The following is a 15,059-nucleotide window of genomic DNA, read 5'->3' as shown; positions in this document are numbered from 1 at the left end:
GGCATCGTTCCACGATCGCGCAAGGGGTTTGACGGATTTATTTCGGCCCCGTCGATTCGGCCTTCCGGCCATGCCCGAGCACGAGACCGCTTATGGCGCAAAGAACGGACTAGAATGTGAGGTTCTTCGCCTCTTTCTATACGTATTTAATATGCGCCAGCGAATCGCCAAACGCCTCCCCCCCGACGCCGACAAACTGGTCGGCCTGTCGCTTGCGCTCTTCGCCTCGGGCAGCCGCATCGAGGATCGCTTCTGGGAAGCGAAGCTCGATGCGCTGCTCGCCAAGATCGTTCGCAACGGCAACCAGACCACGCTCGACGCGGCACTCGATCATCTGCAGCAGAATCACCCGGATGCATACGGCGCGCTCGCCGACATGGCCGAGACGCACAGCGAATCGATGGTGATCGACCACGATGGCCAGCCGTACGATGCCCTGCTGGTCGCCGTCCCCGTGCTCGCCTGGACGCGCTACATGATTCCGTCCGGGCCGCTGAAAGGCGACGTCGCCGACGCGCTGCGGGCTCACCTGCAGGCACACGTGCTCGCATCCGGCACGCTCGTGGGGCTCGCCCCGTTCCTGTACAGCATCGACCAGTTGCCGCGGCACCACGTCGAAACCTACCGGCTCGCGCAGCAACTCGCGCATGCGGCGATCGGTCAGCATGCGGCCAAGCTGGGCTTCGGCGACCTGCCCGAGACGTCGCCGATCCTGGCCGATCCGCGCTTCCTGCTCGCCGTCGTTGCCGCCCCCGCCGGCGCACCGCTGTTCCGTTGGCAGGAAGAAGAGCACGGCAACCGGATCGAACGCGGCCAGTGCCTCGAGCAATGGACGGCCCAGGGCGGCCCGAACCTGTCGGTGGCCCTTCCCGGCTGCGAATTCGAATGCCTGCTTCCGGACGCGTACTACTCCGCTTGCCGCGATGCGGACGAGCGCATTCGTCCGCACACGGTCCGAACGGCGATCCGTTATCTTTTCGACACACTTGGTGCGGCGCCGCAGGAGCTGCGAGCCGTGGTTGCGGGCTTCGGCGAACGGCGGATCGACGAGTATCGCGTCGGCTTCACACGGCGTGCCAGCAACGACGTGATCTACGGCGTCGTGTGGCCGCTCTACGGTCGCGAAAACGGCGACGTGTCGATCGATAGCGCGACGCTCGAAGGCGAAGCACCGATCGACGGGCCGCTCGAGGAAATCGTGAGCCTGCTGAAGGAATGCGGTGTAACCGACGTCCGGCGGCACGCGGGCCGCTTCGAGCCCGAATATTGCGACGACTGCGGCGTGCCGCTCTATGCGGATCCGCTCGGCGAAATCGTGCATGCCGAAATGCCGGAAGACGCGTCGCCCGCGCAACCGCACTTCCACTGATCGCGTCGCAGGCCGGCATGGCCTGCGCGCCCGAGGCCGCTCCCGGTTTCCGCCGGAGCGGCTTTTTTTTCGTCCACCGCTCCAGCCGTCGAAATTTCAGACTTTTCCTAAGCCTTTCAGCCAAGCAGACATCGTGTAAGGTCTTTGTCATTATCGGACCGAAGGCATGCCGACGGCAGCTCAATGACACATCTTACGGAGGTTGAATATGCGGTTCCTGGTGCTGAACTCAGACGCCGAACGGCGTGACGGACTGAAGACCCTGCTGCGGCAGATCGACCGTCACGCCAGCATCAACGATGCGCCCGATGGTTTTCAGGCGCGCCGGCTGCTGCGCACTCAGCGTTTCGACCTGGTCGCGATCAACTGGCCGGACGTCGGCCGGCTCAGCGAACTCCAGGCGCTCGCCAGCGCCTGCTCGCCCACCCCCACCGCGGTACTGATCGACGAATCCACGCCGCAAGCCATCCAGCGCTTCTACAACTACGGCGTCGCGGGCGTGATCCCGCATTCCACGCGGCCGCATCTGATCGTGCGGGCGCTCGAAATCGTCCTGCTCGGCGGCCACTACATCCCGCCGATCGCACTCAGCCTGCTGCCGTCCGCCGCCGCGGCACGCAACGACACCCACTTCCAGAAGCTCGCCGGATCGCTGCCGCGCCGGCCGCCCGTCGGCCTGCTGTCGCCGCGGCAGGCGCAAATCATGCGATTCGTCCACATGGGCAGCACCAACAAGATGATCGCGCGCACGCTCGGCATCAGCGAAGGCACGGTGAAGATCCATCTCGCCAGCATTTTCCAGCAGCTCGGCGCGGCAAACCGCGCCGCCGCGGTCGCGATCTACAACGGCTGGCTGTCGCCGCATCTCGAGGTGCTGCTCGCGAACCGCGACCGCGCCGGCAAGCCGGTCATCGGCGAACGCGGCCCGGTTCCGCTGCGCGCACAACGGAGCGAGCGCCCGTATCCATTGCCGGCGGCAAACACCGGCACCCGCGACTTGCCGCTCGCGGCCGAGCCACCGGCACGGTTTCGGCGCGAGCGCTAGCGGGACAGTCTCGATATTGCGACGGTCGGCATGTGCGAATTCCCACCTTTGATGCTCAACGAGTAATATGAACACATGGGTTTTCTTTTCACACCGCTTCCGCTCTGGGTAGGCGTCGGTGGCTGGATCGCCGCCGCGGCCCTGCTCGCGCTCGCGATCTGGAATCGTCCGTTCGTCCGCCTGCAGGACGCAACGCTCCAGCACGTGTGGCTCGCGCTCGTCACCGCGATCACGGTTCTGTGGGCCTCGAACGCGTGGCTCGAAGACGGGATCGTCATGCATCTGCTTGGCGCGACGCTGCTCGTCACGCTGTTCGACTGGACACTCGCACTGATCGCAATGGGCGCCGTCACGGGTGTCGCGGCGATCGTCTTCGATGCGCCGTGGCAAGGCGTCGGTCTCACCTATCTGGTGTACGGTGCGCTACCGGTCGCGGTATCCGCGTTGCTGCAGCGCGCGGCGATCGCGTGGCTGCCACACAATCTTGCGTCGTTCATTACCGGACAGGGCTTCTTGTCGCCCGCCATCGCAATCGTCGCGGTCGCCGCTGCCGCGGCCGGCGTGCAGCTCGCGCTGGCAGACGGCGTGCCCGTCGTGATTCCCGCCGGCTACGTGCTGAACACCGCGCTGCTCGCGCTCGGCGAAGCGTGGTTCACGGGCATGGCGACCGCGCTCATCGCCGTCTATCGCCCAGCGTGGGTCACGACGTTCGATGTCCGCCGCTATCGTCTCGGCGGCCCGCGCGCCTGAATGGCTCGCCGTCCCGGTGCACGCCGCGCACCCATCGGTCCGCTTGCGCACCGCGGGAGAGTGTGACGTCTACTGCCGCACGACTTTTTTACGCTAAGATTGAACTCCTGATCTTCATCGGGCATCTATACCTGCCCGATGCCTCATTCGCTCCTCACCAATAACCAGATGGACAGCTCTCCTGCCTCGCTCCGGATTTTCCGGGCGCTCGGCAAGCTGGCAGCCTGTGTCGCGGGCCTGTCGCTTGCGCTTCCGGCACCGGTATTCGCCGACCTCCTCGACCAGCGCTCCGAACTGATCAACAAATTCGTCAACGAGATGCACGCCGATCCGATCGTCGCCGATTGTGCGGCGCACGGCAGCTTCATCGCGAGCACGTCGTCGGCGTTCGACCGCGTCGACTTCGCGCCGAACGCATTCGAAAGCGGCAATGCGACGATCACGCCGTGGAACGATTCGTTCGATCAGGGCAAGCAGCGCGTGAAGGTCGACAACATCGTCACCGTGGACGGTCTCGGCGTTCGCAGCGACGGCAGCGCCCCGACACCGCTGAAATTTCGCTGCGGCTACGTCGGTCAGCAGATGCTCGCGTTCAGCTGGAACGATCCCGTCCCGCCGCTGAAGCCGCGCGTCGAGCGCCCGTCTTCGTCGACGAAGAAGTTCAAGGGCAAGTCGCACCGCGGCAAGGTGAAGGCCAAGGCAACCGGCCGCACCGGCAGCAAGAAGGCCGTCGCCACGAAGAAATCGACCGGCACGAAGAAAGCCGTGAAAAAGAAAACCGCGAAGAAGTCCTGATACGACGCAGCGGCAACGACAGAAACAAGAAAGCCGGCGCATCGCACGATGCGCCGGCTTTTTTCATATCGACGAATATCGATGACTGTGCGCTTACGCGAACGTCTCGACGTGCGCGAGGATTGCCGCGAGCATCGCCGCGCCGAGCGCCGCACTGCGCTGGCCGTTCCAGCCGACCCGCTCGTCGGGCAGGTTCGCGTTGTCCTTGAACGGCATCTCGAGCGTCAGCGACAGGCAGCCGAACTGGTGGCCGATGTACTTCGACGCGAGCTTGAGCGCGTCTTCCTTGTACTTGCTCGCTGCGTAGCCGTGCTCGGTCTGGAAATCCGGGCTCGCGACCTTGAACGCGTCGATGAACGCGGTCTGTTCCTCGCGCTGCTGCTCGGTGAAGCTCGGCAGCATCTCCGAACCCGCGACGAACACGTACGGCAGATCCTCGTCGCCGTGAATGTCGAAGAACATGTCGCAGCCGATCGCATGGATCGCATCGCGCACGACCAGCACTTCGGGGCTGCGCTCGGCATCGGGCTCCATCCACTCGCGGTTCAGGTTCGCACCGGCCGCGTTGGTGCGCAGGTTCCCGTGCACGCTGCCATCCGGATTCATGTTCGGCACGATGTAGAACGTCGCGTGGTCGTACAGCTTGCGCGCGACCGGATCGCCGGCCCAGTCGCCCCAGCCGGCGAGCCGCTTGACGAGCCCTTCGACGAACCACTCGGCCATCGTCTCGCCGGGATGCTGGCGCGCGATGATCCATACCTTCTTCTTCGACGCGCCGTCGGCTTCCGGCGTACCGAGCGTCAGCAGCGACATCGGCCGGCCTTCCACCGTGCGGCCGAGCTCGACGACGCTCGCCTGCGGCAGTTGCTGGACCGCGCCGAGGAACGCCGCATGGCGCTCTTCCGAATACGGTTCGAAATACGCGTAGTAGATGCTGTCGAATTCCGGCGTGTGATCGATGGTCATCGTCTTGCCGTCGAAGGTCGTCGGCACGCGGAACCAGTCGACGCGGTCGTAGCTCGCGACCGCGCTGTAGTTGCGCCATCCCGACGGATACGCGCAGTCGGCCGCATTCTCGAACGCCATCACGCAGCGCTCGCCGCGCGCGCCCGTCAGACGGAAGTAGAACCATTGCGCGAACTCGGAACGGCTGTCACCGCGCACGCGCAGACGGAGCGCGTCCGGGCTGTCGCACGACACGACGTCGATCGCGCCCGCGTCGAAATTGCTGGTGATCGAAAGGGTCATCTATCTCTCCAGTTGCGACCGGGACGGGCGGTTTGCCGCATCGCCGGCCTCATGCTCGCACCGGCCGTCTCGTGAACGGCCGGCAGGTCACTCGCCGATTCGCCGGCGATATACGTAAGTCGAATCGTTCGATGCGGCTGCGTCGAACGCATAACCTTCCGCCGCGAACTCCTTCAGCGCCGCCGGTTCGGCGATGCGGTTCTCCACGATATAGCGCGCCATCAGGCCACGGGCGCGCTTTGCGTGGAAGCTGATGATCTTGTAGCGGCCGCCCTTCCAGTCCTCGAACACCGGCGTGACGACCGGCGCGGCCAGCAGTTTCGGCTTCACCGACTTGAAGTACTCGGTGGACGCGCAGTTGACCAGCACACGCGCCGCGCCGACACGCGTCTCGAGCTGCTCGTTCAGCGCCCGCGTGATCCGGTCGCCCCAGAACGCATACAGATCCTTGCCGCGCGCGTTCGCGAAACGGGTGCCCATCTCGAGCCGGTACGGCTGCAGCAGGTCGAGCGGACGCAGCAGCCCGTACAGGCCGGACAGCACGCGCACGTGCTGCTGTGCGTAGTCGAGATCGGCGGCCGACAGCGATTTCGCGTCGAATCCTTCATACACGTCGCCGTTGAACGCGAGCACGGCCTGCTTCGCATTGGCCGGCGTGAAGCTCGGCGACCAGTCGGCGTAGCGCTGGAAGTTCAGCCGCGCGAGCGGGTCGGAGATGTCCATCAGCGTCGCGATGTCCTGCGGCGACAGCTTGCGCAGGCCGTCGATCAGTTCCGACGCGTCGTCGACGAATGCAGGCTTCGTGTAAGACGGGACGTGGGCGGGCGTATCGTAGTCGAGGGATTTGGCGGGAGAGAGAACGATTATCATAGAGGCTCGCTGGCACGCCGTGCCTTGCGGTCAGACGAAAACCACCGATTGTAACGAATGACCCGCTCCCTCGCCCCGCATGACGCGCTTCGCGTCGTGCTCGACTCGAACGTCTGGATCGACATCCTCGTATTCGACGATCCTGCCACACGCCCGATCCGGGCTGCGCTCGAGCGCGGCACGCTGGCCGCCGTGATCGACGGCCGCTGCCTGAACGAGCTCGAACTCGTGCTCGACTATCCGCAGTTCCAGGCACGCGCGATCGACAAGGCCGAAGCGCTCGCGATCGTCGCCCGCCTCACGACGCTCGTCGAGCCGCCGTCCGTCGTCGACGCCGACGCGCTGCCGCTGCCGAAATGCAAGGACCGCGACGATCAGAAATTTCTCGAGCTCGCGCGCGCCGCGCAGGCCGACTGGCTCGTGTCGAAGGACCGTGCGCTGCTCAAGCTCGCGAAGCGCACCGCGCGCGACTTCGGCTTCCGGATCGCGCAGCCCGCGCCGTTTACCGAAGCCTGCGCGCTCGATGCCGCGCCGGCCGTCACTCCCACGCCGGCCTGACGGGCCCGGCACCACCCGCTAGCGACCGTATCGATGAACGCTCCTTCCGACATGCCCAAGACTCCCGTTTTCCCCTCGCGCCTGCCGAACGTCGGCACGACGATCTTCACGGTGATGAGCGCGCTGGCCGCCGAGAAAGGCGCGGTAAACCTCGGCCAGGGCTTCCCCGATTTCGACTGCGACCCGCGCATCGTCGACGCGGTCGCGGCCGCGATGCGCAACGGTCACAACCAGTATCCGCCGATGGCGGGCGTCGCCCCGCTGCGCGATGCGATCGCCGACAAGATCGCGCACGTCTACGGCCGGCGCTACGATCCGGCCACCGAGATCACGGTGACCGCCGGCGCGACGCAGGCGCTGCTGACGGCGATCTTGTGCGCGGTGCATCCGGGCGACGAGGTGATCGTCGTCGAACCGACGTACGACAGCTATCTGCCGTCGATCGAGCTCGCAGGCGGCAAGCCCGTGTTCGTCACGCTGGAAGCGCCCGACTACGCGATCCCGTTCGACCGTCTCGCGGCCGCAATCACGCCGAAGACGCGGATGATTATGATCAACACGCCGCACAACCCGACCGGCACCGTGTGGCGCGAGGCCGACATGCGCAGGCTCGAGGAGATCGTGCGCGGCACCAACGTGCTGATCCTGTCGGACGAAGTGTACGAGCACATGGTGTACGACGGCGCGCGGCACGAGAGCGTCGCGCGCTACCCGGAGCTGGCTGCGCGCAGCTTCATCGTGTCGAGCTTCGGGAAGACGTACCACGTGACGGGCTGGAAGGTCGGCTATGTCGCGGCGCCGGCGGCGCTGACCGCGGAATTCCGCAAGGTCCACCAGTTCAACGTGTTCACGGTGAACACACCGATGCAGATCGGGCTCGCCGACTACCTGCGCGACCCGGCACCGTACCTGACGCTGCCCGACTTCTACCAGAAGAAGCGCGACTTCTTCCGTGCCGGCCTCGGGCGCACGCGCTTCAAGCTGCTGCCGTGCACGGGCACGTACTTCCAGTGCGTCGACTATTCGGCGATCAGCGACCTGCCGGAAGCGGAATTCTCGAAATGGCTCACGTCGGAGATCGGCGTCGCGGCGATTCCGGTGTCGGCGTTCTATCACGAGCCGCACGAATCGGGCGTCGTGCGCTTCTGCTTCGCCAAACAGGAAAGCACGCTCGCGTCCGCGCTCGAACGGCTCGCACGCTTGTAAGTCGGGGCAGCCGGCCAGGCGTGGCCGGCTGGGCGCTACCGGTCAGGGCGGCCGGCTGGGTGCGGCTGGTCACGCGCGGCCCGCCGGCCGCGCGCGACCGCGCTCAGGAACGCGCGGTACCCGCTGCTTCGATATAGGCCTTGCGATCGGCCGCCACGCGCTGCGCGGCCGGCCGCTCGCCGACCAGCTTCGCATGCGCCTTCCAGTCGACGCCCGCGTCGAGCAGGAAATCGCGGCCGAAGACCGCCTTCGTCGCCATTCCGATCACCGGCAGGTGGATTGCCGCGGCGATGTCAGCCAGGCTGAACGTATCGCCGAGCACGTACGGCGAAAACTGCGCCATTCGCTTGAATGCGTCGATCGCGCGCGGCAGGCGCTTCTCGACGTGCGCCTTCATCCCGTCGCTGACCTTGCCGCCGAAAAACGCTTCCGTATAGACCTCGCGCGCGGTCCATTCGAGATATAGCTCGAGCGTTTCGACGAGCTCGCGCACCTTCGCGGCCGCGAACGGACCGGGCGGAAAGATCGCCTTGTCGGGATAACGTGCGGCCAGATACTCGACGATCACCTGCGACTCGAACAGCGGGCCCTCTTCCGTCTTCACGAACGGAATCTTGCCGAGCGGCGAATCGGCGAGCAGAGCCGGATCGCTGATCGGCAAGCCGCACACCGCTTCCTCGAACGGGATGCCGTGCTCGAGCAGCACGAACTTCACCTTGTTGTAGTAGTTGGACAACGGAATACCGCACAGCTGTAGCATCGGAGTCTCCTTCGTTGCTGAAGCGCGGCCGCCGCGATACGGGCCGCATCGGGATGCGTCGCGCTGAAAAGCACGTTCGTGCTAGTCTAAAGCAGTTTCGCGTCCGTCACGACCACATTACATCCGCTGCGGCATCACGCTCGTCTGCATCCCCGACGCACGGCGCCGCAGCGTCGCCATCCGATGGAGACACACTCGCATGAGTGCTGAACTGCTGGCCTCGCGTCCGCCCGAGAGCGAATCGACGCTCGTCCTCACGCTGTCCAATCCCGGCGCGCGCAACGCGCTGCATCCCGACATGTACGCAGCCGGCGTCGAAGCGCTCGCCACCGCCGATCGCGATCCCGCGATTCGCGCCGTCGTGCTCACTGGCGCCGATCGTTTCTTTTGCGCGGGTGGCAACCTGAACCGGCTGCTCGACAACCGCTCGAAAGACCCGTCCTGCCAGGCCGACAGCATCGACCAGCTGGCCGCGTGGATCACGGCGATCCGCGCGTCGACGAAGCCGGTGATCGCGGCGGTCGAAGGCGCGGCGGCCGGCGCGGGCTTCTCGCTCGCGCTCGCGTGCGACCTGATCGTCGCCGCGCACGACGCGAAGCTCGTGATGTCGTACGCGCGCGTCGGCCTCACGCCGGACGGCGGCGGCTCGTGGTTCCTCGCCCGTGCGCTGCCGCGCGCGCTGGCCGCCGAAATCCTGTTCGAGGGCAAGCCCGTCGCGGCCGAACGCCTGCATGCGCTCGGCGTCGTCAACCGACTCGCCGCACCGGGCGCTGCGTTGTCCGACGCGCTCGCATGGGCCGACGCGCTCGCCGGCATCTCGCCGAACGCGCTGACGCGCATCAAGTCGCTGCTCGACGACGCGACCGCGCAGCCGCTCGACACGCATCTCGGCACCGAGCGCGATCACTTCGTCGCGTCGCTGCATCACGCGGATGCGTTCGAAGGCATTACCGCGTTTCTCGAGAAACGCCAGCCGCGCTACAAGCGCTGATTCCGCGAGACTGCGCCGTTCGAACGGCGTTTCCGCCGTCGTGGCGGGGCGCGCGCATGCGTGCGCCCCGCACGTTCCCGCCGCCTGCAGCCCGCGTCGATCCATGCTCTAATGACCGCCTGTCGCGGCGCCCTGCCGGCGCCGTTTTCGCACATGCAACGAAGGAGTTGACGATGATCGACGTCTACAGCTGGGCGACCCCGAACGGCCACAAGATTCACATCATGCTCGAGGAAACGGGCCTCGCCTATCGTGCGCATCCGGTCGATATCGGTGCGGGCGACCAGTTCAAGCCCGAGTTCCTGAAGATCAGCCCGAACAACAAGATCCCCGCGATCGTCGATCCCGACGGCCCCGGCGGCAAGCCGATCTCGCTGTTCGAATCGGGCGCGATCCTCGTCTACCTCGCGGAAAAAACCGGCAAGTTCCTGCCGTCGGATCCGGCGGCGCGCTACGCGACGCTCGAATGGCTGATGTTCCAGATGGGCGGCGTCGGCCCGATGCTCGGCCAGGCGCACCATTTCCGCATGTACGCACCGGAAAAGATCGAATACGCGGTCAATCGCTACACGAACGAAGCGAAACGCCTGTACAACGTGATGGACAAGCGGCTCGGCGAATCCGAATATCTCGCGGGCGACACGTACACGATCGCGGACATCGCGACGTTCCCGTGGACGCGGTCGTGGCAGAACCAGGGCATCGTGCTCGACGAGCTGCCGAACGTGAAGCGCTGGCACGACGCGATTGCCGCGCGTCCGGCCGTGCAGCGCGGCGTCGAAGTACTGACGTCGCTGCGCAAGGCGCTGCAGGACGACAAGGCCCGCGAGGTCCTGTTCGGCGCGACGCAATACGCGAAGCACTGAAACGGCGCACGACGCGCAAGCGCAGCGGCATCCGGCGATGCCGCTGCGCGCGTCAGAAGTAATGCAGCGTGATGAATTCCGCCGCGCACACCAGTAGCGGCGCATCGGGCCGTTCGGCCTGCACCGACACCGACCACGTGACCTGCACGCCACCGCGCGCGGCATCCGCGGTTTCCTTCACCGCGAACAGCGCACGCACGCGCGCACCGACCGGTACCGGCTTCAGGAAGCGCACGCGGTTCAGTCCATAGTTCACGCCCATCTTCTGCTCGAAGCGCATCGCGGCGGTCATCAGCGCCGGAATCAGCGACAGCGTCAGGAACCCGTGTGCGATCGGGCCGCCGAACGGCGACTCGCGCCGTGCACGCTCGGGATCGACGTGAATCCACTGGTGATCGTCGGTCGCATCGGCGAATCGGTCGACCCGGCGCTGGTCGATCTCGATCCAGCCGCTTGCGAACGGCTCCGCGCCGACCAGCGCATGCAGCGCCTGTGTCGATGCGATCAGCGGCAATGTCACGTCCGTCATGCGCCCGCTCCTTGCGGATGGCGCAGCCCGAAGATCACCTTGGTATGGACGGTGATCACCGTGTCGCCGGCGCCGTTGATCCCGATCCACTCCGTCGACACGATGCCGCGATCGGGCTTGCTCGCCGACACGCGCTTGTCGTGGACCTTCTGGTACATCGTGATCGTGTCGCCTGCGCGCACGGGCTTGAGCCAGCGGATCGAATCGATGCCGGGCGAGCCCATGCTGGTCGAGTCCGAGCCGAGCTTCTTGATGAGCAGGCCCATGAATACCGAACAGGTATGCCAGCCGCTCGCGACCAGCCCGCCGAACGGCGATGCCTTGCCGGCTGCCTCGTCGAGGTGGAACGGTTGCGGATCGTAGCGTTGCGCGAACGCCTTGATGTCGTCCGCCTCGAACGTGTAGCGGCCGATTTCGGTCGTGCTGCCGACTTCCAGATCTTCGTAGCTGATACCCACTTGTGTGTCTCCTGTAGCGCGCTCGCGCGTCGCCGTCACGCCGCGTCGGCCTGCGCGAAATCCGGCAGGGCCGCGATGCGCGCAAGGTGATGATCGGTGTCGCCGAGCGTGGTCTCGATGATCGACAGCCGCTTGAACAGGTGCGCGGCAGCAACCTCGTTGGTCACCCCCATCCCGCCGTGCAGTTGCACGGCCTGCTGCCCGACGAATCGCGCGGCCGACCCGACCCGCGCTTTCGCGGCGGACACTGCCTTGCGCCGCGCGTCGGCATCGCCGCCCGCGTAACGCACGGCTGCCAGGTACGTCAGCGAACGCGCCTGCTCCGCGTGGATCAGCATGTCGACCATCCGGTGCTGCAGCGCCTGGAAGCGCGCGATCGGTACGCCGAACTGCTCGCGCGTCTTCGCATATTCGACCGTCGCGCGGTTCAGTTCGTCGAGTGCGCCGATCGCTTCCGCGCACAGCAGGAAGGTCGCGTAGTCGGCAATCTGCTCGAGCGCGGCCGCATCGCGTGTGCCGCCGCTCAGTTGCCGCGCGGGCGATTCATGCAGCTCGATCGTTGCGGCGCGCTGGCCGTCGATCGTCCGGTAGTCGGCGAGCTTCGTGCCCGCGGCATCGCGTTCGACGACGAACAGGCCGATGCCGCCGTCGTCGACGCGCGCGGGCACGATCCACGCATGCGCCTGCGCACCATGCTGGACGACCGATTTCGTGCCGGTCAGCCGGTATGTGCCGCCCTGTTCGCGCGCGTGCGTATCGATTTGGTACAGATCGTAGCGCGCGCGCGGTTCGTGGAATGCGACGGCCAGGCGCTTCTGCCCCTGCGCGACCGCTTCCAGCAGCGCCGCATCGTCGCCCGTGCCGGAGCCGGCAACGCGCAGCGCCTCGATGCCGACCGCCGTCGCCCAGTACGGCTCGACCACGAGCGCGCGGCCAAGCTCCTGCATCGCGACCAGCATGTCGACCGGGCCGCCGCCGAAGCCGCCCTGCGCGTCCGGCACGGGCAGCGCGGTCAGGCCGAGCTCCGCGAATGCGCTCCATTGCGCGTCCGACACGCCCGCGTCGCTGCGCACGATGGCCTGGCGCGCGTCGAAACCGTATTGCTCGCCGAGATAACGGCGCAGCGCATCGGCGAATTGCTGCTGCTCATCGGTAAAGCTGAAATCCATGGTTGTCTCCGTTCCCTGATCACAGCCCCAGGATCATTTGCGCGATGATGTTCTTCTGAATTTCGTTCGAACCGCCGTAGATCGACGTCTTCCGATAATTGAAGTAGTACGCGGCAAGCGGCGCCGCATCGTCGTCGCCGGCGATGCTGTGTTCGCGCTCGCCGGCGAGGAACGGCACGTCGAACGGCGCGGCCAGCGGCCCGATCGCGTCGAACATCAGCTCGGTGAGCGCCTGCTGCACCTCGGTGCCCTTGATCTTCAGCATCGACGCCTCCGGGCCCGGCCCCTTGCCGCTCGTCTCGCGGCTCACGACGCGCAGCACCGTCACCTCGAGCGCCATCAGCTCGACGTCGAGCGCCGCAACCTTCGCGGCGAACACGGGATCGGCGAGCAGCGGCTTGCCGTTCTTGCGCTGGTTCGACGCCACGCGTTTCAGGAACGCGAGCTCACGCTTCGACGCGCCGACGCGCGCGATGCCGGTGCGCTCATGCCCGAGCAGATATTTCGCGTAGGTCCAGCCGCGATTCTCGTCGCCGACGAGATTCTCGACCGGCACCTTCACGTCTTCGAAGAACACTTCGTTGACTTCGTGATCCTCGTCGAGCGTGATGATCGGGCGCACCGTGATACCCGGCGTCTTCATGTCGATCAGCAGGAACGAGATGCCCTCCTGCTTCTTCGCCGCCGGATCGGTGCGCACGAGGCAGAACATCATGTCCGCGTACTGGCCGAGCGTCGTCCAGGTCTTCTGGCCGTTGACGACGTAGTGGTCGCCGTGGCGTTCGGCGCGCGTGCGCAGCGACGCGAGATCGGAACCGGAGCCCGGCTCCGAATAGCCCTGGCACCACCAGTCGGAGCCGTCGAGAATGCGCGGCAAATAGCGGCGCTTCTGCGCGTCGCTGCCGTATTTCATCAGCACGGGCGCGACCATCGACACGCCGAACGGCAGCACGGTCGGCGCACCGATGCGTGCGCACTCCTCGTCCCAGATGTGCCGCTGCGTCGCGTTCCAGCCCGGACCGCCGTATTCCACAGGCCATGCGGGCGCGGACCAGCCGCGCTGGCCGAGAATCCGGTGCCAGCTCGCGAAATCCTCGCGGTCGAGTCGTTTGTGATCGAGTACCTTGGCGCGCAGTGCGTGAGGCAGGTGCGCCTCGAGCCAGGCGCGGACGTCGGCGCGGAACGCGTCGTCGGCGGGGGAATAATCCAGATCCATGCGCAGTGTCTCCTGTCCGCGGCCGTCCCCGGCCAAGGACACACTGCGTACGTCATTGCAGCGGTTCTTTCAGCGCGGCAGGAATCGGCAGCGGCATCACGTCGATGCCTTCTTCGACCAAGGACTGCGCATCCTCCGGCGTCGTGATGCCGCGAATGCTGCGTGCCGGCGCCTCGTTGTAATGGATGCGCCGCGCTTCCTCGGCGAAGCGCTCGCCCACGTTCTCGGTTTTCTCCAGCACCTCGCGCAGTGCACGCATCACCTGCGCCTGCAGCGCGCGCGGATCGGCCGGCTGCGCCTGCGTCGCGCCCGACAGGTTCAGGCGCGGCGCCGACGGCATCCGGTTGATCTCCGTCGTTCCGCATACCGGGCATTCGACCAGCTTGCGGGACAACTGCGCTTCGAATTCATCGGCGGAAGCGAACCAGCCTTCGAACCGATGACCGTGCGGGCACTGTAAATCGAGGACCTTCATGCTGAATCAGGGCGTGTGACGAGTGTAGCGCAAAACGTGCTTTTGTGAACGACCGTGCTAAACCAGGATCGCGCGGCCGGGCGGCCGCCGCGTCACCGGATTGTAACGCGCCACCCCGCCCGCTGCAGACGCCCCGTCAGGCGTGCTCGACAGGGCCGAGCGGCCACGCGCCGGACAGCACCTTGTCGAGCCACATCGTGCCGATGATCGTCTTCACGTCGGTGATCTGGCCCGTGCGCACCCATTCGAGCAGGTCGGGCAGCGTCGCGGTGAAGGTCTCGAGGAATTCGCCTTCGTCGAGCTTGCGCTCGCCGGCAGTCAGCCCGCGTGCGAGATACAGGTCGATGAATTCGGTCGAATAGGAAATGATCGGGTGAATCCGGGCCAGGAACACGTATTCGCGTGCCGTATAGCCGGTTTCCTCGCGCAGCTCGCGCACCGCGCAGGCGAGCGCGCCTTCGTTCGGGTCGAGCTTGCCGGCCGGGAATTCGGCCATGACCTTGCCGATCGGATAGCGATACTGGCTTTCCATCAGCACGCGGCCGTCGTCGAACAGCGGGATCACCATCACCGCGCCCGGGTGCTGCACGTATTCGCGCGTGGCGCGCTTGCCGTCCGGCAGACGGACGGTGTCACGCTTGAGCTTGAGGAACGAGCCTTCGAAAATCGCCTCGCTCTCGAGGCAGGTTTCGGTCAGTGCGGCGTCGTGATTGGGTAGTTCGGCCATCGGCGGGCTCCGGAGGAATGAGCACGC

The 15,059-nt window shown here is 66.2% G+C and carries 17 protein-coding genes; 8 read left to right on the top strand and 9 right to left on the bottom strand.

Annotation, left to right across the window (positions count from 1 at the left end; translation table 11 throughout):
* Positions 1–151: 151 nt before the first annotated feature.
* The 4 genes from Q3A80_RS13665 to Q3A80_RS13650 all read left to right on the top strand — a co-directional run bounded on the left by Q3A80_RS13665 (position 152) and on the right by Q3A80_RS13650 (position 3,959).
* Positions 152–1,369, top strand: a complete 1,218-nt coding sequence (locus tag Q3A80_RS13665) for a DUF2863 family protein (RefSeq protein ID WP_446329499.1) — start codon at positions 152–154, stop codon at positions 1,367–1,369.
* 208 nt (positions 1,370–1,577) lie between these two features.
* On the top strand, positions 1,578–2,414 hold the full coding sequence (locus Q3A80_RS13660) for a LuxR C-terminal-related transcriptional regulator (RefSeq protein WP_446329498.1): 837 nt from the start codon (positions 1,578–1,580) through the stop codon (positions 2,412–2,414).
* Positions 2,415–2,489: 75 nt separating this feature from the next.
* Positions 2,490–3,164, top strand: coding sequence for an energy-coupling factor ABC transporter permease (locus tag Q3A80_RS13655; protein WP_446329497.1), 675 nt, complete (start codon positions 2,490–2,492; stop codon positions 3,162–3,164).
* Positions 3,165–3,302: 138 nt separating this feature from the next.
* Complete coding sequence (locus Q3A80_RS13650; protein ID WP_446329496.1) at positions 3,303–3,959, top strand: BspC domain-containing protein; 657 nt, start codon at positions 3,303–3,305, stop codon at positions 3,957–3,959.
* A gap of 93 nt (positions 3,960–4,052) precedes the next feature.
* Here Q3A80_RS13650 and Q3A80_RS13645 read toward each other — a convergent pair whose 3' ends face one another.
* Together Q3A80_RS13645 and yaaA are read right to left on the bottom strand one after the other, a co-directional pair.
* Entirely contained in the window at positions 4,053–5,207 is a 1,155-nt protein-coding gene (locus Q3A80_RS13645; protein WP_446329495.1) for a M14 family metallopeptidase, read from the bottom strand.
* An 87-nt stretch (positions 5,208–5,294) separates the two neighbouring features.
* Positions 5,295–6,077 carry a peroxide stress protein YaaA gene (gene yaaA / locus Q3A80_RS13640; RefSeq protein ID WP_446329494.1) on the bottom strand — a complete coding sequence of 261 codons (783 nt, stop codon included), beginning with the start codon at positions 6,075–6,077 and terminating at the stop codon, positions 5,295–5,297.
* 57 nt (positions 6,078–6,134) lie between these two features.
* Here yaaA and Q3A80_RS13635 point away from each other — a divergent pair, with 57 nt between their 5' ends.
* Complete coding sequence (locus Q3A80_RS13635) at positions 6,135–6,635, top strand: putative toxin-antitoxin system toxin component, PIN family (RefSeq protein WP_446329493.1); 501 nt, start codon at positions 6,135–6,137, stop codon at positions 6,633–6,635.
* A gap of 33 nt (positions 6,636–6,668) precedes the next feature.
* Positions 6,669–7,841, top strand: coding sequence for a pyridoxal phosphate-dependent aminotransferase (locus Q3A80_RS13630; protein ID WP_446329492.1), 1,173 nt, complete (start codon positions 6,669–6,671; stop codon positions 7,839–7,841).
* 103 nt (positions 7,842–7,944) lie between these two features.
* Here the strand turns inward: Q3A80_RS13630 and Q3A80_RS13625 are convergent, their stop codons facing one another.
* Entirely contained in the window at positions 7,945–8,601 is a 657-nt protein-coding gene (locus Q3A80_RS13625) for a glutathione S-transferase (RefSeq protein ID WP_446329491.1), read from the bottom strand.
* A 199-nt stretch (positions 8,602–8,800) separates the two neighbouring features.
* On the opposite strand from Q3A80_RS13625, the gene Q3A80_RS13620 reads away from it, so the two are divergent.
* Positions 8,801–9,592: an oxepin-CoA hydrolase, alternative type gene (locus Q3A80_RS13620; protein ID WP_446329490.1), complete on the top strand. Its 792-nt coding sequence runs from the start codon at positions 8,801–8,803 to the stop codon at positions 9,590–9,592.
* Positions 9,593–9,765: 173 nt separating this feature from the next.
* Positions 9,766–10,458, top strand: coding sequence for a glutathione binding-like protein (locus Q3A80_RS13615; protein ID WP_446329489.1), 693 nt, complete (start codon positions 9,766–9,768; stop codon positions 10,456–10,458).
* Positions 10,459–10,510: 52 nt separating this feature from the next.
* Here the strand turns inward: Q3A80_RS13615 and Q3A80_RS13610 are convergent, their stop codons facing one another.
* From Q3A80_RS13610 to Q3A80_RS13585, 6 genes are all read right to left on the bottom strand, one after another.
* Positions 10,511–10,987 (bottom strand): MaoC family dehydratase, encoded by a 477-nt coding sequence (locus Q3A80_RS13610; RefSeq protein WP_446329488.1) that lies wholly within the window; start codon positions 10,985–10,987, stop codon positions 10,511–10,513.
* Complete coding sequence (locus tag Q3A80_RS13605) at positions 10,984–11,445, bottom strand: MaoC family dehydratase (protein ID WP_446329487.1); 462 nt, start codon at positions 11,443–11,445, stop codon at positions 10,984–10,986. Before Q3A80_RS13605 ends, Q3A80_RS13610 begins: the two co-directional genes overlap by 4 nt.
* A 35-nt stretch (positions 11,446–11,480) precedes the next feature.
* Positions 11,481–12,614, bottom strand: a complete 1,134-nt coding sequence (locus Q3A80_RS13600) for an acyl-CoA dehydrogenase family protein (RefSeq protein WP_446329486.1) — start codon at positions 12,612–12,614, stop codon at positions 11,481–11,483.
* Between the two features lie 19 nt (positions 12,615–12,633).
* A complete protein-coding gene (locus Q3A80_RS13595) occupies positions 12,634–13,830 on the bottom strand; it encodes an acyl-CoA dehydrogenase family protein (protein ID WP_446329485.1) in 1,197 nt (398 codons plus the stop codon).
* A gap of 52 nt (positions 13,831–13,882) precedes the next feature.
* Positions 13,883–14,305, bottom strand: a complete 423-nt coding sequence (locus Q3A80_RS13590; protein WP_446329484.1) for a DUF1178 family protein — start codon at positions 14,303–14,305, stop codon at positions 13,883–13,885.
* Positions 14,306–14,441: 136 nt separating this feature from the next.
* Positions 14,442–15,032 (bottom strand): NUDIX domain-containing protein, encoded by a 591-nt coding sequence (locus Q3A80_RS13585; protein ID WP_446329483.1) that lies wholly within the window; start codon positions 15,030–15,032, stop codon positions 14,442–14,444.
* Positions 15,033–15,059 lie beyond the last annotated feature (27 nt).

Source organism: Burkholderia sp. SR8 (genome assembly GCF_052851275.1).
The sequence above is the reverse complement of the archived record's forward strand: the minus strand, read 5'-3'. Positions and strand labels throughout refer to the sequence as shown.